The following is a 24,289-nucleotide window of genomic DNA, read 5'->3' as shown; positions in this document are numbered from 1 at the left end:
AGGGACGCGTCACTGTGCAAAAGGCCGCATCAGCGGGCTTTTTTCATATCAAAGAAGAATTATGCGTAAACCGGGAAGCGGGCGCAGATAGCCAGCACTTTCTGTTTGGTGCTTTCAATGACCGCTTCGTCGTTGATGTTGTCCAGAACGTCACACATCCAGCCAGCCAGCTCTTTCACTTCCGCTTCTTTAAAGCCGCGACGAGTTACAGCCGGAGAACCGATACGGATACCGGAGGTCACAAACGGGCTCTTCGGATCGTTTGGCACGCTGTTTTTGTTCACGGTGATGTTGGCGCGGCCCAGGGCAGCGTCAGCTTCTTTACCGGTCAGGTTCTTATCAACCAGATCCAGCAGGAACAGGTGGTTTTCAGTACCGCCAGACACCACTTTGTAGCCACGGTTAAGGAACACCTCTACCATCGCTTTGGCGTTTTTAGCAACCTGCTGCTGGTAAACCTTGAACTCTGGCTCCATCGCTTCTTTCAGCGCAACCGCTTTTGCCGCGATAACGTGCATCAGCGGGCCGCCCTGCGCGCTTGGGAACACAGCGGAGTTCAGTTTTTTGTACAGCTCTTCATCACCGCCTTTGGCAAGGATCAGACCGCCACGCGGGCCCGCCAGAGTTTTATGGGTGGTGGTGGTCACGACGTGTGCGTGCGGAACCGGGTTCGGGTAAACGTCTGCGGCAATCAGACCCGCAACGTGCGCCATATCAACGAACAGGTAAGCACCGATGCTGTCTGCGATTTCACGCATTTTTGCCCAGTCGACCACGCCGGAGTAAGCCGAGAAGCCACCGATGATCATCTTCGGCTTGTGCTCTTTAGCCTGCTTCGCCATGTCTTCGTAATCAATTTTACCGGACTCATCAATACCATAAGGGATGATGTTGTACAGTTTGCCGGAGAAGTTAACCGGGGAGCCGTGAGTCAGGTGACCGCCCTGCGCCAGGTTCATACCCAGAACGGTATCGCCCGGTTGCAGCAGCGCGGTGTAGACCGCAAAGTTAGCCTGGGAGCCAGAGTGCGGCTGAACGTTAGCGTAGTCTGCGCCAAACAGCGCTTTGGCACGGTCGATAGCCAGCTGCTCAACCACGTCGACGTATTCGCAACCGCCATAGTAGCGTTTGCCCGGGTAGCCTTCGGCATATTTGTTGGTCAGCTGAGAACCCTGAGCCTGCATAACGCGCGGGCTGGTGTAGTTTTCGGAGGCGATCAGCTCAATGTGCTCTTCCTGACGTACTTTCTCTTGTTCCATCGCCTGCCACAGTTCGGCATCATAATCGGCAATGTTCATTTCACGCTTTAACATCCGCATCTCCTGACTCAGCTAACGGTAATTTTCAATGGCCCTCGGGGCACCGGCGACCAGTATAACCGATCCATTTTCTGATAACAGGTCTTGACACGGGTTTTTACGCAAACGATTGGCTCCGCGTGGCGCAAGGGTTTGTCATGCAAGAGCCCACCTCCAGAATCACGATTTCTTTTCAAGTTTATCGTGCAAATTTTTCATGACATTTCAACGTAACGGAAATACGCTATTAACCATTTACAATGCAGGGGAACTTTTATAAGATGCATTTAAAATACAACTTATAGAAATAATCAATAAGGAAAAGGCAATGCTCGATGCTCAAACTATCGCAACCGTAAAATCCACCATTCCCCTGCTTGTCGAGACCGGCCCGAAGCTGACGGCGCACTTCTATGACCGCATGTTTAAGCATAATCCAGAGCTGAAAGAGATTTTCAACATGAGCAACCAGCGCAACGGCGACCAGCGCGAAGCGCTGTTTAACGCCATTGCCGCCTATGCCAGCAATCTTGAGAATCTCCCGGCGCTGCTGCCTGCGGTAGAAAAGATCGCCCAGAAGCATACCAGCTTCCAGATCAAACCTGACCAGTACAACATCGTCGGTGAACATCTGCTGGCGACCCTTGATGAGCTGTATAGCCCAGGTCAGGAAGTACTGGAGGCGTGGGGTAAAGCCTACGGCGTGCTGGCAGGCGTATTCATCAACCGCGAAGCCGAGCTGTATGAAGCGCACGCTACCCAGCCCGGCGGTTGGGAAGGCACTCGCGCTTTCCGCATCGTGGCGAAAACGCCGCGCAGCGCATTGATCACCAGTATTGAATTTGAGCCGGTCGACGGCCAGCCAGTGGCCGAGTATCGCCCAGGCCAGTATCTCGCCGTCTGGCTGAAACCGGAAGGTTTCCCGCATCAGGAGATCCGCCAGTACTCTCTGACCCGCAAGGCCGATGGGAAAGGATATCGTATCGCCGTGAAGCGCGAGCAAGGCGGTCAGGTGTCCAACTGGCTACACGATGAAGCGCGCGTGGGTGACGTGGTCCAGCTGGCGTCTCCGGCAGGTGACTTCTTCCTCGACGTCCCGCCGCAGGCCCCGGTGACGCTGATCTCCGCCGGCGTGGGGCAAACCCCGATGCTGGCGATGCTGGATACCCTCGCCAGCGCACAGCATCCAGGCCAGGTAAACTGGTTCCATGCCGCCGAGAGCGGCGAGGTGCACGCCTTTGACGATGACGTTGCCGCCCTGGGCAGCATGCTGCCGCACTTCCAGGCGCACACCTGGTATCGTATTCCCACTGAGGCAGATCGCAGCGCAGCACGCTTTAATAGCGAAGGGCTGATGGATTTAAGCAAGCTGGAGGGTGCGTTTAGCGACCCGACGATGCAGTGCTATCTCTGCGGTCCGGTAGCCTTTATGCAGTTCGCGGCGAAACAGCTGATTGCGCTTGGGGTTGATGCCGATCGCATCCACTACGAGTGCTTTGGTCCGCACAAGGTTCTCTAAGATCTCGCTTACCCCGGCCCGCGCAGTGGGGGCCGGGGTAAGCCTGCGGACTAGTTAGATAGCTGCGTCGTCCTCTTCGCCGGTACGAATACGTACTACGCGCGCCACGTCGAAAACGAAAATTTTACCGTCGCCGATTTTCCCGGTCTGCGCCGTGCGGATAATGGTATCCACGCAGGTGTCGACGATATCGTCAGTCACCACGATCTCAATTTTTACCTTCGGCAGAAAATCCACCATGTACTCTGCGCCACGGTACAGCTCGGTGTGGCCCTTCTGGCGACCAAAGCCTTTCACCTCGGTGACGGTCATCCCGGTAATGCCGACCTCAGCCAGCGCTTCACGCACATCATCCAGCTTGAAAGGTTTAATAATCGCATCAATCTTTTTCACGGTGATCCCCTAATTCTTTTGCCTGTCAGCAGCGTCGTAATCGATTGCTCACACTACCATATTTCACGGGCGTGTGCGGCCTACTCTTTAAAGTCGTTAGCGTCCAGCTCGTGACGCGAAAGCAGCTTATAAAACTCGGTGCGGTTACGCCCGGCCATGCGCGCCGCGTGCGTCACGTTGCCCTTGGTGATCTGCAACAGCTTGCGCAGATAGTTAAGCTCAAACTGGTTCCGGGCGTCGGCAAAGGTCGGCAGGGCGGTGTTTTCGCCCTCCAGCGCCTGCTCCACCAGCGCATCGCTGATCACCGGCGAGGAGGTGAGCGCCACGCACTGCTCGATGACGTTGACCAGCTGGCGCACGTTGCCCGGCCAGGTGGCGGTCATCAGGCGCTTCATGGCGTCGGTAGAGAAGGCCCGCACAAACGGCTTATGTCGGCTGGCCGACTGGCGCAGCAGGTGGTTGGCCAGCAGAGGAATATCCTCCGCCCGCTCCACCAGCGCCGGGATCTTCAGGCTGACCACGTTCAGCCGATAGAAGAGATCTTCCCGGAATTCACCGCGCTCCATGGCCTTAGGCAGATCCCGGTGGGTGGCAGAGATGATCCGCACGTTGATATCGATATCGCGATTGCTGCCCAGCGGGCGCACCTTGCGCTCCTGCAATACGCGCAGCAGCTTGACCTGCAATGGGATAGGCATATCGCCAATTTCATCGAGAAACAGCGTGCCGCCCTCTGCCGCCTGGAATAGTCCTTCCCGGCTGCTGACCGCACCGGTAAACGCCCCGCGCGCGTGGCCAAACAGCTCCGACTCCAGCAGCTGCTCCGGCAGTGCCCCGCAGTTGATGGCAATAAAGGCATTTTTGCCGCGCGGGCTGGCGTTGTGGATCGCCTGTGCAAGGATCTCCTTGCCGGTTCCGCTCTGACCGCTGATCAGTACGCTAACGTCGGACTGGGCTACCATGTGAGCCTGCTCCAGCAGGCGCAGCATCACTGGGCTACGGGTGATGATATTCTCCCGCCACGCCTCGTCGCTGGCCGGGGCCGCATGCTCCAGGGCGTCGTCGATAGCTTTATAGAGTGCGTCTTTGTCCACTGGCTTGGTGAGAAAGCCAAACACACCCCGCTGGGTGGCAGCAACGGCGTCGGGAATCGAGCCGTGGGCAGTAAGGATGATCACCGGCATGCCCGGCTGGACGCGCTGGATCTCGGCAAACAGCTGCATGCCGTCCATCTCATCCATCCGCAGGTCGCTGATCACCAGATCGACCTTCTCCCGCGCCAGCACGCGCAGCCCCTCCTGGCCGCTTTCGGCGGTCACTACGCTATAGCCTTCGCTGGTCAGGCGCAGACCCAGCAGCTTCAGCAGGCCGGGATCGTCATCCACCAGCAGCAGATGGGCGGGTTTACGCGGCGTCATCATGGCTTCACCTCTTCCTGTTGGGCATCCGGCTGGGCCGGACGGATGCTGTCGGGGAGCTCCGCCCCGCCAGGTTTGCGCGTCGAGAGCCGCCGCTCAATGTCGGTTAAGTTTTCTAGCTTACGCGAGGTGGTTTCCAGCTCCTCGCGCAGATGCTGCTGCTGCTGACGCAGGGCCTCCAGATCGCTGTCCCGCGACTGCTGAAGCTTGGCATAGCGCGAGCGCTCCTCCGCCAGCTGGAGCTGCGTCGCCTGACCGTCGCGCCACACCTGGAACAGCGTCCGGACCTGCTTCGGCAGCTGCGGGCTGAGGGTATCCATCCGCGTGGTAAAGGCGCGTCTCTCAAGCGGGGTAATTTTGGCATTGGCCAGCAGAATGCCGCGCTTGAAGGTTGCCTGCCAGGTATCATCCGGCCAGCGCCTGGCTTCGGCGCGCGCCATCACCGGCGAGAGACGCTCCGCGCAGTCCATGCCGCGCAGCCAGTAGAGCGGATTCGACTCAACGGCCTGCCCGGTCAGCGACCAGACGTTATCGCAGGGCGTTGACAGAAAATCGGCCAGCTGATGCTGGGGAAGCTTCTCTTGCTGAACTTTATTCACCGGCTTAAGGGGGGCGTCAGGTGCGCAGCCCGCCAGCAGCAGGCAGGCTAAGCCAACAGGCAACGCGGAATGCTGCGAAATCATTTTCACAACGCGACTCAAAATATGCGACATAGTTACCTGATATAGATTCATTTAGCTTTTATCCGATCCAGCCAGCGGCAGCTCAATGCGAAAACAGACGCCCGATTCATCGCTGGTGACCAGCTGCAGTTCACCCTGCATGCGCAGAATACAGTCCCTGGCGATGCTCAGACCCAGCCCGCTGCCTTTTACCGCGCCTTTTCGCTGGTGGCTTCCCTGGTAGAAAGGTTCGAAAATCATCTCCCGCTCGGCCTGCGGAATAGGTGTACCGGTATTGGTGACCTCTATACGCAAGCGCGTGCCGTGCGGATAGCTACGAATAAGAATGTTACCGGATTCAGTGCCATAGTGCACCGCGTTAGAGTAGAGATTGTCCAGCACGCTCAGTAAAAGCACCGGCTCCGCCAGGCAGCTCTCCGCCTTCAGCGCGACCTCCGTATGCATCATTTTAGCCCGTGCCGGTAAACTGTGAGCGGAGATCACCGTCTCGATCAGCGGCGCAATGGCTACTGTCTCCAGCTCTACCGCGCCATCGGCCAGCTTGCGGTTGTAGTCCAGCAGCTGCTCGATCAGCTTTTGCAGATTGCGGCTGCTGCCGTCCAGAATCTCGACCACCTCTTTTTGCTCCGCCGTCAGCGGCCCGACCACCTCGTCGGCCAGCAGCTCCGTGCCTTCCCGCATGCTGGCCAGCGGGGTTTTCAGCTCGTGGGAGATATGGCGTAGAAACTGATGGCGCTGGGACTCCAGCCACGCCAGACGCTCGCTGAGCCAGATGATGCGTTCGCCAACGGAGCGCAGCTCGCGCGGTCCCTTAAAGGCCACCCGACTGTTCAGCGACTGCCCTGCCCCCAGCCGGTTGATCATGCGCTCAATCCCCTTCACCGGACCGATGATCATGCGGGTAAAGAGCAGCACCAGCACGAGGCTGACCAGAAAGAGCAGCAGCGCCTGCCAGCCAAAGAACTGCCCCCGGGCGGCAATCTCCTGCTGGAGCTGCTGCCCACGGTTAAACACCACCTTGCGGGTGGTTTGCACCATTTCGGTATTGGTGGCGGCGAAGGCTTCAAGGCTGGTGGAGGCCGCCTGCGTGGGGCCGCTGTTGTGGCACTGCAGCTGGGCAAGGGCGTTCAGATCCTCCCGCAGCGCCTGGGAGAGTCGCTCATCCGGCAGTACGTCAGCATGGGCGTCAAGCATGTCGCTGTAGCGTTTGCGCTGGCTCTGGTAGACCCGCGCCAGGGTGGGATCGTCAAGCACGCAGTACTGCCGATAGCTGCGTTCCATCTCCAGCGCCGCGTTGGTCATCGCCTCGCTGCGTCGGGCGTCAATAAGCGTGGTTCGGTTGGTGCGCGCCGCCTGGGCGCTGAGCGTGTTCAGGCTTTGCCACGCCTGCCAGGCCAGCACCAGCAGCGGCAGCAGAACCAGCAAAAAAGCCATAATGACAAGCTGTCGCAGGGAGCGGGGAAATGCAGGCCAGCGTTTCAACGCGTTACTCTCGTTAGAAAGGATGTACCGGAATGCTAGCTGAGGATGACGGATGGGGGAAGGCTAAAAACAATAAAGCCGGGTAAAAACCCGGCATTATCATGGAATAGGCGGTGCCTTACTCGACGTTTCGCCTCGGGCCTGAAATAGCAACGCTATGATCAGAAGTGAGACGGCAGGCACCTGTTTGTGCGTCATTCCAGGGTTTATGTAGCGCGTCCCGAAGGGGCTGACATAAGAAGGTGAATGAGCCACTGCCCTATTATATGCACAAGTTATGCCAATGTATATTATTAATACATAACCATCTGTTTATATGGCTATTTATTATTTTGTGAACTGCATCATTTTTGCGCTCTTTTTAAGCAAAGTGTCGCTGATTAGCAACACCTCAAAAGCATAAAAAATAAAGCATTTAAAATCAATAAATTAAATGTCGCCAATTGGCGACATTTAATTTTGCCGCTGTCGGGATTTTGCGACAGCGGCGTCGTACTATCAACCCAGCTGCTTACGGGCGTTGCGGAAAATACGCATCCACGGGCTATCTTCGCCCCAGTTTTCCGGGTGCCAGGAGTTCGCCACGGTACGGAACACGCGCTCCGGGTGCGGCATCATGATGGTGACACGTCCGCTTTCGCTGGTCACCGCCGTGATCCCGTTCGGCGAGCCGTTCGGGTTGGCCGGATAGGTCTCAGTGACCTTACCGAAGTTATCTACGTAGCGCAGCGCCACCAGGCCTTTGCTCTCCAGCTGAGCGAGGTGCGCATCGTCACGCACCTCAACCAGGCCTTCACCGTGGGACACCGCGATAGGCATCATCGAGCCGACCATGCCCTGCAGCAGCAGTGACGGGCTTTGCGTGACTTCAACCAGGCTGAAGCGCGCCTCGAAGCGATCGGAGACGTTACGCACAAAGCGCGGCCATAGCTCGCTGCCTGGGATCAGCTCGCGCAGATTGGACATCATCTGACAGCCGTTACAGACGCCCAGGGCCAGGGTCTGCGGACGGTGGAAGAAGGTTTCGAACTCGTCGCGTACGCGCTCATTGAAGAGAATCGATTTCGCCCAGCCCTCGCCTGCGCCCAGCACGTCCCCGTAGGAGAAGCCGCCGCACGCCACCAGCGCGTGGGCGCTCTCCAGCGAGGTGCGGCCCGCCAGCAGGTCGCTCATGTGCACGTCGATGGCGTCAAAGCCCGCGCGGTGGAAGGCAGCTGCCATCTCAACGTGGGAGTTAACCCCCTGCTCGCGCAGCACGGCCACTTTTGGCCGTGCGCCGGTGGCAATATAGGGCGCAGCGACATCTTCGTTGATGTCGAAGGAGAGCTTCACGTTGAGGCCCGGATCGTTTTCCTGCGCCTTGGCGTTATGCTCCTGATCGGCACAGGTCGGGTTATCACGCAGGCGCTGCATCTGCCAGGTAGTCTCTGCCCACCACATACGCAGCGTGGTGCGGCTTTCGCTGAACACCGCCTGGTCGTTGGCGGTAATCACGAAGCGATCGCCTGCGACGGCGCGACCCAGATAGTGTACGCAGTCGGCCAGACCGTGGGCGCTAAGGATGTTTTCCACCGCGTCACGATCCTCGGCGCGCACCTGGATCACCGCCCCCAGCTCCTCGTTAAACAGCGCCGCCAGACGGTCGCTGCCCAGGGTGGCGATATCAGCTTCGATCCCGCAGTGGCCGGTAAAGGCCATCTCGGCGAGGGTCACCAGCAGGCCGCCGTCGGAGCGGTCATGGTAGGCCAGCAGCTTACGTGCCGCCACCAGCGCCTGCATGGCGTCGTAGAAGCCCTTCAGCTGATGCACGTCGCGCACGTCGGCCGGTTTGTCACCCAGCTGACGGTAAACCTGCGCCAGCGCCGTCGCGCCCAGCGCGTTGTGGCCTTTGCCAAGGTCAATCAGCAGCAGGGCGTTATCGTCGGTAGAGAGCTGCGGCGTCACGGTGTGGCGCACGTCCTCAACGCGGGCAAACGCGGTGATCACCAGCGACAGCGGCGAGGTCATCTCGCGCTGCTCGCTTCCTTCCTGCCAGCGGGTTTTCATCGACATCGAGTCTTTACCCACCGGGATGGTCAGGCCGAGGGCCGGACACAGCTCCTCACCCACCGCCTTCACCGCCTCATAGAGGCCAGCATCTTCACCTGGGTGACCAGCTGCGGCCATCCAGTTTGCAGAGAGCTTGATGCGTTTGATATCGCCAATCTGCGTGGCGGCCACGTTGGTCAGCGCTTCACCGACCGCCAGACGGGCGGAGGCGGCAAAGTCCAGCAGCGCCACCGGAGAGCGTTCCCCGATGGACATCGCTTCACCGTAGTAGCTGTCGAGGCTGGCAGTAGTCACCGCGCAGTTGGCAACCGGGATCTGCCACGGGCCAACCATCTGATCCCGGGCGACCATGCCGGTGACCGTACGGTCGCCGATGGTCACCAGGAAGGTTTTTTCCGCCACCGCAGGCAGGTGCAGCACGCGGTTAACCGCGTCGGCCACGGTAATGTCCTGCGGGTCGAAGGCATCCCCGGCGGCTTTCAGCGACTCAACGTTGCGGGTCATCTTCGGCGTTTTACCGAGCAGGACGTCCAGCGGCAGATCGATAGGCTGATTGTCGAAGTGGCTATCGGCCAGGCTCAGGTGACGCTCTTCGGTCGCTTCGCCGATCACCGCATACGGGGCGCGTTCGCGGCGGCACAGGGCGTCGAACAGTTCCATCTGGTCGGCGGCCACCGCCATCACATAGCGTTCTTGCGATTCGTTACACCAGATCTCCAGCGGGCTCATGCCTGGCTCGTCGCTCAGGATGCTGCGCAGGTCGAAACGTCCGCCGCGACCGCCGTCGCTCACCAGCTCCGGCATGGCGTTAGAGAGACCGCCCGCGCCAACGTCGTGGATAAACAGGATTGGGTTTGCATCGCCCAGCTGCCAGCAGCGGTCGATCACCTCCTGGCAACGACGCTCCATCTCCGGGTTGTCACGCTGCACAGAGGCAAAGTCGAGGTCGGCATCGGACTGACCGGATGCCATGGACGAAGCCGCCCCGCCGCCAAGACCGATATTCATCGCCGGGCCGCCGAGCACCACCAGCTTCGCGCCTACGGTGATCTCGCCCTTCTGCACGTGGTCGGCACGAATGTTACCGATACCGCCCGCCAGCATGATCGGCTTATGGTAGCCGCGCAGCTCTTCGCCGTTGTGGCTGTTGACCTTCTCTTCGTAGGTACGGAAGTAGCCGGTCAGCGCCGGACGGCCAAACTCATTGTTGAACGCTGCGCCGCCCAGCGGGCCGTCGGTCATAATATCCAGCGCGGTCACGATACGTTCCGGCTTGCCGAAATCCTCTTCCCACGGCTGTTCAAAACCTGGAATACGCAGGTTAGAGACGGAGAAGCCTACCAGGCCGGCTTTTGGCTTCGCGCCGCGTCCGGTTGCGCCTTCGTCACGGATCTCACCGCCGGAGCCGGTTGCCGCACCCGGCCATGGCGAGATCGCCGTCGGGTGGTTGTGGGTCTCGACCTTCATCAGGATATGGGTAGGCTCCTGATGGAAATCGTAGCGGCCAGCTTCGCTATCGGCGAAGAAGCGCCCGACCTCTGAGCCTTCCATCACCGCCGCGTTGTCTTTATAGGCAGACAGCACGTGATCCGGGGTTTTCTCAAAGGTGTTTTTGATCATTTTAAACAGCGATTTCGGCTGCTGCTCGCCGTCGATCACCCAGTCGGCGTTGAAGATTTTATGCCGGCAGTGCTCGGAGTTCGCCTGAGCAAACATGTAAAGCTCGATATCGTTCGGGTTGCGCCCAAGGGTAGTGAAGGCATCGAACAGGTAATCAATTTCGTCTTCCGCCAGCGCGAGACCCAGACGCTGGTTAGCCTCCGCCAGCGCTGCACGTCCCTGCTCCAGCATGTCCACGCTCTCTACCGGCGCGGGCTGATGGTGGGCAAAGAGTTTCTCCGCGTCTTCCAGCGCATCAAAGGTCGTCTCCATCATGCGATCATAGAGCTCGGCGGCCACCGCCTGCCACTGTGTTGCGCTCAGGGTCGAGGTTTCAACGTACCAGGCAACGCCGCGCTCAAGGCGGGCGATCTGCGTCAGGCCGCAGTTATGAGCGATATCCGTTGCTTTAGAAGACCAGGGAGAGATGGTCCCCGGACGCGGCGTCACCAGCAGCAGCTTGCCGGTAGGCGCGTGGCTGCTTAGACGCGGGCCGTAGGTCAGCAGGCGGCCGAGCTGGGCGTGTTCATCGGCATTTAGAGGAGCGTTGAGGTCAGCGAAATGGACATACTCAGCGTAAATGTTGCTTACCGGGAGGGCGGCTGCCTGAAAGCGTGCCAGCAGTTTGTTGATACGGAATGCAGACAGTGCAGGCGAACCACGCAGAATTTCCATCATAAGTCTCTCGTCTTTAGCGCGTCGATGACGCTGTAAGAATGCGCCAGGGGGAAAACGGGCGTCATTATAAAGAATCCTGCTCGTCGACGAAACCGTTTGCGTGGAAATAAAATTGCCCGTAATTTTTAACAATAGATGTTACCTAATTCTCTAATAAGTTGCTAAGTGCCGCAATCTTAAGCAAAATGCCGCTCACTTCCGGATAAATGCTTTTCTATAATAATGACGACGGACTGAGGCGTCAGGCGACGCAGAGAATTAACTCCTTGAGAAAATTAAAGTTTAATTATCTGCTTATCGGCATTGTCACCCTGCTGCTGGCAGCGGCCCTGTGGCCCTCAATCCCCTGGTCTGGCAAAGCCGAAAACCGCATCGCTGCTATCCAGGCGCGCGGCGAGCTGCGCGTCAGCACCCTGGTCTCTCCGCTTACCTGGAACGCCACCAGCGATAAACCCACCGGCCTCGATTATGAGCTGGCCGAGCAGTTCGCCAGCTATCTCGGGGTGAAGCTGCGCATCACCGTGCGGCAAAACATCAACCAGCTGTTTGACGATCTCGATAACGATAATGCCGATATGCTGGCGGCCGGACTGGTCTATAACAACGAGCGCATCAAGCACTATCAGAGCGGGCCGGTCTACTATTCCGTCTCCCAGCAGCTGGTCTATCGCGTAGGCAGCCTGCGTCCGCGCACGTTAGCGACGGTGACCGATGCGCAGCTGACCGTCGCGCCAGGGCACGTTGTTATTAGCGATCTGCAGGCGCTGAAGGAGAAGAAGTACCCGGATCTGAGCTGGAAGGTGGACGAGAAGCTAGGCACTAACGATCTGCTGTTGCAGGTTGCTCAGGGGAAGCTGGCCTATACCATTGCCGACTCCGTAGCTATTAGCCTGTTCCAGCGCGTGCATCCCGAGCTGGCGGTGGCGCTGGATATTACCGACGAGCAGCCGGTAGCGTGGTTTAGCCAAAAAGATAGCGATAACGCCCTCTCCGCCGCCATGCTGGACTTCTTCAACGTGATTAACGAGGACGGCACTCTGGCGCGCCTTGAGGAGAAGTACCTCGGCCACGGCAAAGGGTTCGACTATGTTGATACCCGCGCCTTCCTGCGCGCCATCGACAGCGTCTTGCCCGACCTGCGTCCGCTGTTTGAAAAGTACGCCCAGAAGATGGACTGGCGTCTGCTGGCGGCTATCTCTTATCAGGAGTCCCACTGGGACACCCAGGCCACCTCCCCTACCGGCGTGCGTGGCCTGATGATGCTGACCAAAAATACCGCCCAGAGCCTGGGCCTGACCGATCGCACCGACGCTGAACAGAGCATCAGCGGCGGGGCGCGCTATCTTCAGGATATGATGGATCACGTCCCGGCGACGGTGCCCGAGGAGGAGCGGATTTGGTTTGCGCTGGCCGCCTACAATATGGGCTATGCCCATATGCTTGACGCCCGCGCCCTGACGGCGAAGACCAAAGGCAACCCGGATAGCTGGTCCGACGTAAAGCAGCGCCTGCCGCTACTCAGCCAGAAGGCGTGGTACAGCAGGCTGACCTACGGCTACGCCCGTGGGCATGAAGCTTACGCCTATGTGGAAAATATCCGTAAGTATCAGATTAGCCTGGTGGGTTATCTGCAGGAGAAAGCGCGGCAGCAGGAGCAGCAGATCGCTCACGAGCAGCGTATGGCGCAAAGCTATCCAGTGGTCGCTCAGGAGGAGCTGGCAGAGACGCACTATGGCGTGATGCCGCTAAGCGCCTTCTCTCCCGCCGAGGCGTTTGGTCAGTCCAGCTTTACGCTGCCGGGGATCCTGAACCAGGCGTCAGCAGGCGCTGACGCGGAGCACCCTTAGCGCGCCTGCTTTTGCGCTTTGATCGCCAGCCGACGCTGGCGGAAAAATTCACTGAGCATGCCCGAGCATTCGTCACTCAGCATTCCCTCAACGATCTCAACCCGGTGGTTCATTCCAGGATGGTGCAGGACATCCATCAGGGAGCCTGCCGCGCCGGTTTTCAGATCCCGCGCACCAAACACCAGCGTGCCGATACGGCCGTGAACCATCGCTCCCGCACACATCACGCAGGGCTCCAGGGTGACGTAGAGGGTGGTATCGAGCAGACGGTAATTTTGCAGCACTAGCCCGCCCTGGCGCAGGGCCATAATCTCAGCATGGGCGGTGGGATCGTGGCGGCCAATGGGCCGATTCCAGCCCTCGCCAATAACGCGGTTGTTGTGTACCAGCACCGCCCCGACCGGCACCTCCCCCTCATCCCAGGCGCGCTGCGCGAGCATAAGTGCGTGGCGCATCCAGTATTCATGGGTTAATTCGGTATCGGACACGGCTCAGCACTCCAGTAGTCAAAACGGGGCGCATTATACACAGGTGTAAGTGCGCACACACTATTCGAGTTGCTGAAGCTCACCGTGGGGGGTGACGCGCCACCGATGCTCGCAGAAGTAGAGCAGCGGGTTATCCTGCTTGCTGTCGCTGTAGCCGCTGTAGAGGCGCAGCGGCGTACCGATTTTCCGCTCCAGCTGCACCACCTTCTCATGACCGAGGCAGCGCATGGAGAGCACCCAGCCGCCGTGGCTGCGATGGATCTGGCTGGCGATCAGGTTGACACGCGGCAGCCACGGGGTATCAAAATAGACCTGCTCTACCAGCGGCTGCGGCGAGCCGGTGATCAGCCAGATATCGGCATCGGACGCGTCGAGGTAGTTGGTCAGCCGATCCTGCACCACCGGAAAGGCGGTGACGCGCTCGCGAAACCAGGTAACAAATGACTTTTCCAGCGCCTTAAGCCGCGCCTCGCTGTGGCCAAAAGTGCAGCCCCACAGCAGCAGGCTCATCGGCCAGCGGGCGGCCCGCCCCTTAACCAGTAATGCAATGCCGATAACCGGCAGCAAAGGTAGAACGAGCAGCGCATTGAGTGGCTGATGCCGCAGCAGATACCGCAGAAATGTCCCGAACATATCCTGCTGATGCAGCGTTCCATCCAGATCGAAAAATACAACACGACGCTCGCTATTTGCCAAACCCTACTCCTTTGGATCGTTAAAACCTAATAGCCAGGTAAACAGGAACCCGGCGATGACCGCCAATAAATAGCCTAACAGATAGATCGTGACTTTTCCGGTAACAATCGTTAAAGCCAGCGGTAAACCGGAAATGCCGAAGGTGATGACCGTCGCCACTTTCCAGTAGCAGACAAGCGCCCCACCCACCGCGCCGCCCAGGCAGGCACCGATGAAGGGCTTACCCAGCGGCAGCGTGACGCCAAAAATCAGCGGCTCACCGATGCCCAGCAGCCCTACCGGCAGCGCACCTTTGATAACGGTTTTAAGCCGGGTATTGCGCGTTTTCAGCAGCACGGCGAGCGCGGCCCCAACCTGCCCGACGCCCGCCATTGAGAGGATAGGCAGCAGGGCGTTATAGCCGTGCGCCTGGACCAGCTCCACGTGGATAGGCACCAGCCCCTGATGCAGCCCGGTAAGCACCAGCGGCAGAAAGGTTCCGGCCAGCACCGCGCCCACCAGCAGACCGCCGCGATCGATAGCCCAGCCTGCCCCATGGGCAATAGATTCAGAAATCCATCCCCCGAGCGGCTGTAGCGCCACGATAGCGATCGCCCCGGTGATGAGGGTGGTCAGCAGCGGGTTAAGAATGAGCTCCAGCGAACCCGGCAGCCGTTCGCGCAGCCGCTTCTCAAACCAGCACATCAGGGCCACCACCAGCAGCACGGCGATCACCCCGCCGCGTCCAGGCTGTAACGCTTCGCCAAACAGCGTGATCTGCGCCAGCTGCGGGCTGGAGAGAATACCTGCCATCACCCCGCCTAACGCCTGCGAGCCGCCGAATACCTTCGCCGCGTTGACCCCCACGAGAATATTCATGATCGCAAACACGGCGCTGCCAAAGATACCGAGCAGCCCCAGCAGGTTGGGATAGTGAATCGCGATATCGCCAGCAATATCGGGTCGCTTCAGGATATTGATAATGCCGGTGATCAGCCCGGAGGCGATAAACGCCGGAATAAGCGGAATGAACACGTTCGCCAGCATGCGCAGGGCGTCGCTCATCGGCGCTTTATACTGGGCTTTTGCCTGCGCCTTGTTACGGGCGATCTCATCTGGGATCGGGGCGTCCCCCGCCCCGTTGACCAGCGAGCGCATGGCATCCACCACCTGACTGGCTCTTCCCGGCCCGACAATCAGCTGATGCTGCTCGCCCTGCTTGACGTAGCCGCTGACGCCCGGAAGCGCTTTCAGCCTGCCGATATTGAGCAGCCCCTCATCCTGCACCTCAAACCGTACGCGGGTCATACAGTTTTCCAGCCGCAGGATGTTGCCCTGCCCGCCGATGCCCTGCAAAATCTCGCCTGCTAGCGTCAGTGACTTATCCATGTGAACCTCTTAGCCATTCAGCGCGGCACGTAAGAATCCCTGATGCATATCGAGCCGGGCGCGGGCGGCGTCCACGTCCAGGCCGGTCAGCACCATCAAAATAGCGGGCTTGACGTCATACCCGGTCTGCTCCAGCACGCTGCGAGCCTGCTCAAGGGTAACGCCCGTTGCTTCAACTACCATCCGGCAGGCGCGATCAATGAGCTTGATATTGCTCGCCTTCATATCGACCATCAGGTTTTGGTAGACCTTGCCAAACTTGACCATCGCCCCGGTGGAGATCATGTTCAGCACCAGCTTCTGCGCCGTGCCGGACTTGAGACGGGTCGAGCCAGTCAATGCCTCCGGCCCCACGACCGGCGAAATAGCAATATCCGCTGCCTGGGCTATCGGCGAGCCGGGGTTACAGGAGATAGCCACCGTGGTGCAGCCTGTAGCCCGGGCATACTTAAGCCCGCCGATAACGTAAGGCGTGCGTCCAGATGCCGCCAGGCCCACTACCAGATCCCGCGGGGCGAGCGACAGGTCGCGCAGATCGTCCTCCCCCAGCTGGGGGTTATCCTCTGCTCCCTCTACCGCTTTCAGCAACGCCCCTGGGCCACCGGCGATCAGGCCAATCACCAGGCCGTGCGGGACGCCAAAGGTCGGCGGACACTCCGAGGCATCCAACACGCCGAGCCGGCCGCTGGTGCCTGCGCCCATATAGATGATGCGTCCGCCTGCTTTCAGCGCCGTCGCGGCAGCATCCACTGCCCGTGCAACATCTGGCAATGTCTCTTTCACTGCCAGCGCGACCAGCGTATCCTGTTGATTAAAACGGGTTACTAACTCGATAGTCGAAAGTGCGTCCAGATCCATCGTCTCAGAATTTCGCGTTTCTGATACCAGTGAGCCAAGATTCATTATCAGTACCTTTTGAATATTTAATTCGTGTCCCGCGCAGTATAATGGAATATATAATTCATTGATGCCTGCGAACAGGATGTTTGTTGCCGTTGTCACGTTTTGCCCCTGGAGTTGTCATGAACTGTTTGATTCACATCCGTCAGCGCTATGCGGGCCTGGCGCAGAGCGATAAAAAGCTGGCGGACTTTCTGCTGACCCAGCCCGATCGCGCTCGCCATCTGAGTTCGCAGCAGCTGGCCGCCGAGGCGGGCATCAGCCAGTCGAGCGTGGTGAAATTTGCCCAGAAGCTGGGGTTTAAAGGGTTTCCGGCGCTCAAGCTGGCCATTAGCGAAGCGCTGGTCAGCACGCCAACGTCCCACTCCGTTCCGGTACATAACCAGATCCGCGGTGACGATCCCCTGCGCGTGGTAGGCGAGAAGCTGATCCATGAGAAGGTCAGCGCTATGAACGCGACCCTTGATGTGAATACCGAAGATAAACTACAGGAGAGCGTGATCATGCTGCGCGATGCGCGGCGGATCGTGCTGACCGGCATCGGCGCGTCCGGGCTGGTGGCGCGTAACTTTGGCTGGAAGCTAATGAAGATTGGTTTATACGCCGTGGTTGAGCAGGATATGCACGCCCTGCTGGCGACGACGCAGGCGATGGAGAGTAGCGATCTGCTGCTGGCCATCTCCTATACCGGCGAACGGCGGGAGATCAACATGGCGGCGGACGAGGCCTTACGCGTCGGGGCGAAGATCCTGGCGATCACTGGCTTCACCCCCAACGCGTTGCAGCAGCGTTCAACCCGCTGCCTCTATACCATCGCCGAGGAGCAGGCCACCCGCAGCGCTGCCATCTCCTCCACCAGCGCCCAGATGCTGCTCACCGATCTGCTGTTTATGGCGCTGGTGCAGCAGGATCTGGAGCACGCCCCGGAGCGGATCCGCCACAGCGAGGCACTGGTGAAAAAACTGGTCTGAGCAAAAATCGGGCGTATAATACCCGCCCTGCTTGTGTACCTTCTGAGACTTTCCGATGGCGTTGTTGATCACCAAAAAATGCATAAACTGCGATATGTGCGAACCCGAGTGTCCGAACGAGGCCATCTCGATGGGTGAGAGCGTTTATGAGATTAACAGCGATCGCTGTACGGAGTGCGTCGGCCACTACGAGACGCCGACGTGTCAGAAGGTCTGCCCTATCCCCAATACCATTCTCAAGGATCCGGCGCACAGTGAGAGCCAGGAGCAGCTATGGGACAAATTTGTCCTGCTGCACCATGCGGATAAGATTTAGCTTTCGATAATCACCGTCGCGCAGGCGTAGCGTCGTTCATCCGCCAGGGTGACGTGCATATGGGCTACGCCCAGCCGCTCCGCCAGCTTCAGCGCTTCGCCCCACAGGCGCAAGCGCGGCTTGCCCAGCTCGTCGTTAAACACTTCAAACTGGTTAAACGCCAGGCCGTTACGGATCCCGGTTCCGAACGCTTTCGCCGCCGCCTCTTTCACCGCAAAGCGCTTGGCTAGAAAGCGCACCGGCTGCTGGTGCGTTTGGTAGATCTCCCACTCGTTAGCGCTCAGTACCCGCTTTGCCAGCCGGTCGCCGGAGCGGGAGATGACCGCTTCAATGCGGTCGATCTCCACGATATCCGTGCCTAAGCCCAGAATAGCCATCAGGCACGCGCTTCCAGCATCAGGCGCTTCATCTCGGCTACCGCCTCTTTCAGGCCGCTCATCACTGCCCGGCCAATAATAGCGTGACCGATGTTCAGCTCGTGCATCTCTGGAATGCGGGCGATAGGCTTCACGTTGTGGTAGGTCAGGCCGTGACCAGCGTTAACCTTCAGGCCGAGGCTTGCCGCATAGGTGGCGGCGTTGGCGATGCGCTCCAGCTCTTTGGCCTGGGTAGCGTCGTCTTCCGCGTCCGCATAGCAGCCGGTGTGAATTTCGATGTAGGGCGCTCCCACCTCTGCGGCGGCTTTGATCTGCTCGGGATCGGCATCGATAAACAGCGACACCAGGATCCCAGCATCCGCCAATCGTGAGCAGGCGTCGCGCATCTTATCCCGCTGCCCGGCGACGTCCAGCCCGCCTTCGGTAGTCACCTCCTGGCGCTTTTCCGGTACCAGACAGCAGAAGTGAGGTTTAGTCTCACAGGCGATAGCCAGCATCTCTTCGGTGACCGCCATCTCCAGGTTCATGCGCGTATCCAGGGTCTGGCGCAGGACTTTTACGTCGCGGTCGGTGATGTGGCGACGATCCTCACGCAGATGGACCGTAATTCCGTCCGCTCCCGCCTGCTCGGCAATAAACGCCGCCTGGACCGGATCCGGGTATGCCGTGCCACGCGCGTTACGCAGGGTGGCAATGTGATCGATATTAACGCCTAACAGTAGTTCAGCCATGACAATACAATCCTCGAATATCTTTTGTTACGGTGCATCCGGCGCTGGCCGTTTCGGCACAAACTGGCGAAACAGCTCCCGGCTTTTTAACGGCTTACCGCCAAGATACGGCTTCAGGGCCGCGCGGGTAAAGCGTTTCGCCGCTTTTAACGTATCGCTATCGGGAAACTCGCGCTCGGCGAGCGCCCGCAGCTGACGGCCGGTGAAAGTGCGGTTATCGATCACCACGCTGGCGATAAACCCCTTCTCCTCCCGGTAGCGGTAGGTCATGGTGTCCTCTACCGCTTCGCCGGTCCCGGCGCAGTGCATAAAATCGATGCCGTATCCCAGGTGCCCCAGCAGCGCCAGTTCAAAGCGCCGGAGGACCGGTTCGGGCGAGCCGCTCAGGCCTGCCAGCGCCTGGATACAGTGCAGGTAATCGAAAAAAAGTTCAGAGAAGCGCGTCTCATGTTCAAGCACGCGAGAGATAAGCTCGTTGACGTAGAGGCCGCTATAGAGGGTAATACCGCTCAGAGGGAGCGCCAGCGACACCGCTTCCGCGCTGCGCAGGGTTTTGACTTCACCCCGGCCACCGAAGCGTACCAGCAGAGGCGTAAAGGGCTGGAGTGCGCCCTTGAGGTTGGAACGTTTTGCGCGTGCGCCTTTAGCAACAAGGCGCACACGGCCCGACTCTTCCGTGAAGACGTCCAGCATCAGGCTGGTTTCGCTCCAGGGACGACTATGGAGAACAAAAGCGCGCTGCCACCCTTCCATTAGCCTCTATACTCGTCGTCTTTCATGCCGCAGGTACGTTGGCCGTACCCGTTCGTTTCGGTCAATTACTTGAGGTCGTCAACGTAGCCGAGGCTACGCAGGGCGCGCTCGTCATCGGCCCAGCCAGATTTGACCTTCACCCACAGTTCAAGATGCACCGGCGCTTCGAACATCTCCTGCATATCTTTGCGGGCTTCGATACCGATGGTTTTGATCTTGGCCCCTTTGTTGCCAATCACCATCTTCTTCTGGCCTTCGCGCTCAACCAGGATCAGGCCGTTGACGTCGTAACCGCCGCGCTCATTGGTGACAAATTGCTCGATCTCGACGGTCACCGAGTAGGGCAGCTCTTCACCAAGGAAACGCATCAGTTTTTCACGGATGATCTCCGAAGCCATAAAGCGCTGGGAACGGTCGGTGATGTAATCTTCCGGGAAGTGGTGGATCGCTTCCGGCAGATGCTTACGCACGATGCTGGCAATGGTATCCACGTTCATCCCGGTCTCAGCGGAGAGCGGCACGATATCAAGGAAGTTCATCTGGCTGGCGAGGAACTGCAGGTGCGGCAGCAGATCCGCCTTCTCCTGCACGTTATCGACCTTGTTAACGGCCAGGATCACCGGCGCTTTACCGTCGCGCAGCTTGTTGAGCACCATCTCGTCGTCCGCCGTCCAGCGGGTGCCTTCCACTACGAAGATCACCAGCTCAACGTCGCCGATAGAGCTGCTGGCCGCCTTGTTCATCAGGCGGTTAATGGCGCGCTTCTCTTCCATATGCAGACCCGGGGTGTCCACGTAGATGGCCTGGTAAGCGCCTTCGGTATGGATCCCCGTGATGCGGTGACGCGTGGTCTGCGCTTTACGGGAGGTAATAGAGATCTTCTGCCCAAGCAGATTGTTCAGCAGCGTAGATTTGCCAACGTTGGGACGTCCAACGATGGCAATAAATCCGCAGTATGTTTTTTCGTTGCTCATTCCAGCTCCAGTTTTTTCAACGCCTGTTCGGCGGCTGCCTGCTCCGCCTTGCGGCGGCTGGAACCTGTGCCGACCACCGGTTCACTCAGGCCGCTTACCTGGCAGTGGATAGTAAATTCCTGATCGTGGGCTTCGCCACGCACCTGCACAACCAGATAGGTTGGCAGCGGCAGGTGACGACCCTGTAAAAATTCCTGTAAACGCGTCTTCGGATCTTTTTGCTTATCACCTGGGCTGATCTCGTCCAGGCGAGTTTGATACCAGTAGAGGATCAGCTTTTCGACGGTCTGGATATCGCTGTCGAGAAACACGCCGCCAATCAACGCCTCAACGGTATCGGCCAGAATAGACTCCCGGCGAAAACCGCCGCTTTTAAGCTCGCCCGGTCCTAAACGCAGGCACTCGCCCAGCTCAAACTCGCGACCGAGTTCAGCCAGCGTGTTGCCGCGCACCAGCGTCGCGCGCATCCGGCTCATATCGCCTTCGTCCACGCGGGGAAAGCGGTGATAGAGCGCGTTAGCAATAACGAAACTTAAAATGGAGTCACCCAAAAACTCCAGACGCTCATTGTGTTTGCTGCTGGCGCTGCGATGGGTTAACGCCTGCTGCAATAACTCCTGATGTTGAAAAGTGTAGCCCAGCTTCCGTTGAAGCCGATTAATTACGATGGGGTTCATGCGATACCAATAGGATGAATGCGTCAAAAATGCAGCACACGAAACCGACCTGAAGAAAACAACGCGGTTTCGTGTGCCGTGGCTCCCTGCGGAACCAGCCTAAACTTCGGGGGAATATTCTATACACAACGGCGAGGGATGTCGTTAGCCGTGACTGATTTATCGTGGAAATAATTTGGGTTGCAGCCAGATCCGCTGCAACCCGACGGATTAGTGGATGCCACCGATGCGATTTAAGCGCACGCCGGTCGGCCACTCGCCCTCTTGTTTCTCGAAGCTCATCCAGATCGCCGTTGCCCGGCCTACCAGATTTGCCTCCGGCACAAAGCCCCAGTAACGGCTGTCCGCGCTGTTGTCGCGGTTGTCACCCATCATGAAGTAGTGTCCCGGCGGCACGATCCAGGTTGCCAGCGGCTGGCCTGGCTGCTGGTGATAGAGCCCCAGCTGATCCTGCGCAATCGGCACGGTCAGAATGCGGTGCGTTACGTCACCCAGCGTCTCTTTACGCTCGGCAAGGCGCACGCTGTTCTCTTTGGTTTCACCCGGCGGCAGTTGGAAGAAGCCGCTGCTGGCCTCGCCACCGTTACGGCGACTAAAGGTCTGGACAAAATCGCTCGGTGCAACGTTAGAGTAGGTGATCGGCAGCGCGCTGGCGCATGCCTGACCAGAGCTGCACCCTGGCTGCACCGTTACCTGCTTGGCAACCGGATCGTAGCTGACCTTATCGCCCGGCAGGCCTACAACGCGCTTGATGTAGTCCAGACGCGGATCGTCCGGATACTTAAACACCGCGATGTCGCCGCGTTTCGGATGGCCGGTTTCGATCAGCGTTTTCTGGTAGATCGGATCCTTAATCCCGTAGGCAAATTTCTCTACCAGGATAAAGTCGCCGATCAGCAGGGTTGGCATCATCGAACCCGACGGGATCTGAAACGGCTCATAGATGAACGAGCGCACCACCAGCACAATCGCCAGCACCGGGAACACGGAGGCTCCGGTCTCCAGCCAGCCCGGCTTCGGGCTAACTTTTTTCAACGTTTTTTGATCCAGCGTATCGCCCGCCGCCGCCTGGGCTGCGGCCTGCCGCTCCCGGCGCTTTGGTGCAAATACGGCCTTGTCCAGGCACCAGAGCAACCCTGTGACCAGGGTTGCAATCACCAGGATCAGGGCAAACATGTTCGCCATACCAACTCCTTAATGGTTTATTTGCCGTCTTTACCTACGTGCAGAATGGCGAGGAACGCTTCCTGCGGCAGCTCAACGTTACCGACCTGCTTCATACGCTTCTTACCGTCTTTCTGCTTCTGCAGCAGCTTTTTCTTACGGCTAACGTCGCCGCCGTAGCACTTGGCGAGAACGTTTTTACGCAGCTGTTTCACCGTCGAGCGGGCAATAACGTGGTTACCGATGGCGGCCTGAATCGCGATGTCAAACTGCTGGCGCGGGATCAGCTCTTTCATCTTCTCAACCAGCTCACGACCGCGGTACGGCGCGTTATCGTTGTGGGTGATCAGCGCCAGGGCATCCACACGCTCGCCGTTGATCAGAACGTCAACGCGCACCATGTTAGAGGCCTGGAAGCGCTTGAAGTTGTAATCCAGCGACGCGTAACCGCGCGAGGTAGACTTCAGGCGATCGAAGAAGTCGAGCACCACTTCCGCCATCGGGATCTCATAGGTCAGTGCCACCTGTTTACCGTGGTAAACCATGTTGGTCTGCACGCCACGCTTCTCAATGCAGAGGGTGATGACGTTGCCCAGGTACTCCTGCGGCAGCAGCATATGGCACTCGGCGATAGGCTCGCGCAGCTCCTGAATGTTATTCAGCGGCGGCAGCTTGGACGGGCTGTCGACGTATACCGTCTCTTTCGAGGTGGTCACGACTTCATAGACTACGGTCGGCGCGGTGGTGATCAGATCCAGATCGTATTCACGCTCCAGACGCTCCTGAATGATCTCCATGTGCAGCAGGCCAAGGAAGCCGCAGCGGAAGCCAAAGCCCAGCGCGGTGGAGCTTTCTGGCTCATAGAACAGCGAGGCATCGTTGAGGCTCAGCTTGCCCAGCGCATCGCGGAAGTTCTCGTAGTCGTCAGAGCTGACCGGGAACAGACCCGCGTAAACCTGCGGTTTCACCTTTTTAAAGCCCGGCAGCGCTTTATCCGCCGGGTTGCGGGCGGTGGTCAGGGTATCGCCCACCGGGGCACCGAGGATGTCTTTGATCGCACACACCAGCCAGCCTACCTCACCACACTTCAGCTCGGTGCGGTCAACCTGCTTCGGCGTAAAGATACCCAGGCGATCGGCGTTATAGGTCTGGCCGGTGCTCATCACCTTAATCTTGTCGCCCTTGCGCATGGTGCCGTTGTTGATACGAACCAGGGAGACAACGCCCAGGTAGTTATCGAACCAAGAGTCGATGATCAGCGCCTGCAGCGGTCCCTCAGGATCGCCCTGCGGCGGGGGAATATCACGTACCAGACGCTCCAGCACATCACCCACCCCTACCCCGGTCTTCGCGGAGCAGCGCACGGCATCGGCAGCGTCGATACCGACAATGTCTTCAATCTCTTCCGCCACGCGCTCTGGATCGGCAGCTGGCAGATCGATTTTGTTGAGGACCGGAACCACTTCCAGATCCATTTCCATTGCGGTGTAGCAGTTAGCCAGCGTCTGTGCTTCCACGCCCTGGCCTGCATCGACCACCAGCAGCGCGCCTTCGCACGCCGCCAGAGAACGGGATACTTCATAGGAGAAGTCAACGTGTCCTGGGGTGTCGATAAAGTTCAGCTGGTAGGTTTCGCCGTCAGCGGCTTTATAGTCCAGGGTTACGCTCTGGGCTTTGATGGTGATCCCGCGCTCGCGCTCAAGATCCATGGAGTCCAGCACCTGGGCTTCCATTTCGCGATCGGAGAGGCCGCCGCAAAGCTGGATGATACGGTCAGACAGCGTCGATTTACCGTGGTCGATGTGCGCAATGATGGAGAAATTTCTTATGTTCTTCATATAGGGAGAT

Annotated in this window: 20 protein-coding genes and 1 pseudogene; 4 read left to right on the top strand and 17 right to left on the bottom strand. The window is 58.9% G+C overall.

What is annotated here, in order from left to right; translation table 11 throughout:
- Positions 1 to 59 precede the first annotated feature (59 nt).
- The gene (gene glyA / locus FN633_RS14855) at positions 60 to 1,313 is read right to left on the bottom strand and encodes a serine hydroxymethyltransferase (protein WP_042389011.1); all 1,254 of its coding nucleotides are present in this window, start codon (positions 1,311 to 1,313) and stop codon (positions 60 to 62) included.
- 313 nt (positions 1,314 to 1,626) lie between these two features.
- Between glyA and hmpA the strand changes: the two genes are divergently transcribed.
- Entirely contained in the window at positions 1,627 to 2,817 is a 1,191-nt protein-coding gene (gene hmpA / locus FN633_RS14850; protein WP_154058234.1) for an NO-inducible flavohemoprotein, read from the top strand.
- Positions 2,818 to 2,871: 54 nt separating this feature from the next.
- Here hmpA and glnB read toward each other — a convergent pair whose 3' ends face one another.
- The 5 genes from glnB to purL all read right to left on the bottom strand — a co-directional run bounded on the left by glnB (position 2,872) and on the right by purL (position 11,179).
- The gene (glnB, locus tag FN633_RS14845) at positions 2,872 to 3,210 is read right to left on the bottom strand and encodes a nitrogen regulatory protein P-II (protein ID WP_002438074.1); all 339 of its coding nucleotides are present in this window, start codon (positions 3,208 to 3,210) and stop codon (positions 2,872 to 2,874) included.
- An 80-nt stretch (positions 3,211 to 3,290) separates the two neighbouring features.
- A complete protein-coding gene (gene glrR / locus FN633_RS14840) occupies positions 3,291 to 4,628 on the bottom strand; it encodes a two-component system response regulator GlrR (RefSeq protein WP_154058965.1) in 1,338 nt (445 codons plus the stop codon).
- Positions 4,628 to 5,362 carry a two-component system QseEF-associated lipoprotein QseG gene (gene qseG / locus FN633_RS14835; protein WP_154058233.1) on the bottom strand — a complete coding sequence of 245 codons (735 nt, stop codon included), beginning with the start codon at positions 5,360 to 5,362 and terminating at the stop codon, positions 4,628 to 4,630. Before qseG ends, glrR begins: the two co-directional genes overlap by 1 nt.
- A complete protein-coding gene (gene qseE / locus FN633_RS14830; protein WP_208674127.1) occupies positions 5,363 to 6,793 on the bottom strand; it encodes a two component system sensor histidine kinase QseE/GlrK in 1,431 nt (476 codons plus the stop codon).
- 498 nt (positions 6,794 to 7,291) lie between these two features.
- On the bottom strand, positions 7,292 to 11,179 hold the full coding sequence (gene purL, locus FN633_RS14825) for a phosphoribosylformylglycinamidine synthase (protein ID WP_154058231.1): 3,888 nt from the start codon (positions 11,177 to 11,179) through the stop codon (positions 7,292 to 7,294).
- Between the two features lie 266 nt (positions 11,180 to 11,445).
- On the opposite strand from purL, the gene mltF reads away from it, so the two are divergent.
- Positions 11,446 to 13,026 carry a membrane-bound lytic murein transglycosylase MltF gene (gene mltF, locus FN633_RS14820; RefSeq protein ID WP_154058230.1) on the top strand — a complete coding sequence of 527 codons (1,581 nt, stop codon included), beginning with the start codon at positions 11,446 to 11,448 and terminating at the stop codon, positions 13,024 to 13,026.
- On the opposite strand, the pseudogene tadA reads toward mltF, so the two are convergent.
- From tadA to murQ, 4 genes and pseudogenes are all read right to left on the bottom strand, one after another.
- A pseudogene (tadA, locus tag FN633_RS14815) lies at positions 13,023 to 13,548 on the bottom strand (tRNA adenosine(34) deaminase TadA). The gene mltF and the pseudogene tadA overlap by 4 nt on opposite strands.
- A 26-nt stretch (positions 13,549 to 13,574) precedes the next feature.
- Positions 13,575 to 14,210: a phosphatidylglycerophosphatase C gene (yfhb, locus tag FN633_RS14810; RefSeq protein ID WP_042388988.1), complete on the bottom strand. Its 636-nt coding sequence runs from the start codon at positions 14,208 to 14,210 to the stop codon at positions 13,575 to 13,577.
- Positions 14,211 to 14,213: 3 nt separating this feature from the next.
- Positions 14,214 to 15,578, bottom strand: coding sequence for a PTS transporter subunit EIIC (locus FN633_RS14805; protein WP_154058228.1), 1,365 nt, complete (start codon positions 15,576 to 15,578; stop codon positions 14,214 to 14,216).
- A gap of 9 nt (positions 15,579 to 15,587) precedes the next feature.
- Positions 15,588 to 16,484, bottom strand: coding sequence for an N-acetylmuramic acid 6-phosphate etherase (gene murQ / locus FN633_RS14800; protein ID WP_279538308.1), 897 nt, complete (start codon positions 16,482 to 16,484; stop codon positions 15,588 to 15,590).
- Between the two features lie 116 nt (positions 16,485 to 16,600).
- Between murQ and FN633_RS14795 the strand changes: the two genes are divergently transcribed.
- Together FN633_RS14795 and FN633_RS14790 are read left to right on the top strand one after the other, a co-directional pair.
- On the top strand, positions 16,601 to 17,449 hold the full coding sequence (locus FN633_RS14795; protein ID WP_154058226.1) for a MurR/RpiR family transcriptional regulator: 849 nt from the start codon (positions 16,601 to 16,603) through the stop codon (positions 17,447 to 17,449).
- Positions 17,450 to 17,504: 55 nt separating this feature from the next.
- Entirely contained in the window at positions 17,505 to 17,765 is a 261-nt protein-coding gene (locus tag FN633_RS14790; RefSeq protein WP_154058225.1) for a YfhL family 4Fe-4S dicluster ferredoxin, read from the top strand.
- Here FN633_RS14790 and acpS read toward each other — a convergent pair.
- The 7 genes from acpS to lepA all read right to left on the bottom strand — a co-directional run bounded on the left by acpS (position 17,762) and on the right by lepA (position 24,279).
- Entirely contained in the window at positions 17,762 to 18,142 is a 381-nt protein-coding gene (gene acpS, locus FN633_RS14785; protein ID WP_154058224.1) for a holo-ACP synthase, read from the bottom strand. The two genes, FN633_RS14790 and acpS, sit on opposite strands and share 4 nt — an antisense overlap.
- Complete coding sequence (gene pdxJ / locus FN633_RS14780) at positions 18,142 to 18,873, bottom strand: pyridoxine 5'-phosphate synthase (protein ID WP_154058223.1); 732 nt, start codon at positions 18,871 to 18,873, stop codon at positions 18,142 to 18,144. Before pdxJ ends, acpS begins: the two co-directional genes overlap by 1 nt.
- Positions 18,874 to 18,900: 27 nt before the next feature.
- Positions 18,901 to 19,626 carry a DNA repair protein RecO gene (recO, locus tag FN633_RS14775; protein ID WP_042395517.1) on the bottom strand — a complete coding sequence of 242 codons (726 nt, stop codon included), beginning with the start codon at positions 19,624 to 19,626 and terminating at the stop codon, positions 18,901 to 18,903.
- A 65-nt stretch (positions 19,627 to 19,691) separates the two neighbouring features.
- Positions 19,692 to 20,600: a GTPase Era gene (era, locus tag FN633_RS14770; protein ID WP_042395514.1), complete on the bottom strand. Its 909-nt coding sequence runs from the start codon at positions 20,598 to 20,600 to the stop codon at positions 19,692 to 19,694.
- On the bottom strand, positions 20,597 to 21,277 hold the full coding sequence (gene rnc / locus FN633_RS14765; RefSeq protein ID WP_042395511.1) for a ribonuclease III: 681 nt from the start codon (positions 21,275 to 21,277) through the stop codon (positions 20,597 to 20,599). The genes era and rnc overlap by 4 nt, the downstream gene beginning before the upstream one ends.
- 210 nt (positions 21,278 to 21,487) lie before the next feature.
- Entirely contained in the window at positions 21,488 to 22,462 is a 975-nt protein-coding gene (gene lepB, locus FN633_RS14760) for a signal peptidase I (protein ID WP_042395509.1), read from the bottom strand.
- Positions 22,463 to 22,479: 17 nt separating this feature from the next.
- The gene (gene lepA / locus FN633_RS14755; protein WP_042395506.1) at positions 22,480 to 24,279 is read right to left on the bottom strand and encodes a translation elongation factor 4; all 1,800 of its coding nucleotides are present in this window, start codon (positions 24,277 to 24,279) and stop codon (positions 22,480 to 22,482) included.
- Between the last annotated feature and the right edge of the window lie 10 nt (positions 24,280 to 24,289).

Origin of the sequence: Pseudescherichia vulneris (assembly GCF_902164725.1) — a bacterium.
In the GTDB taxonomy this organism is placed as follows: Bacteria; Pseudomonadota; Gammaproteobacteria; order Enterobacterales; family Enterobacteriaceae; genus Pseudescherichia; species Pseudescherichia vulneris.
Note: the sequence above shows the minus strand (reverse complement) of the source record. Positions and strands in the feature narration are given on the sequence as shown.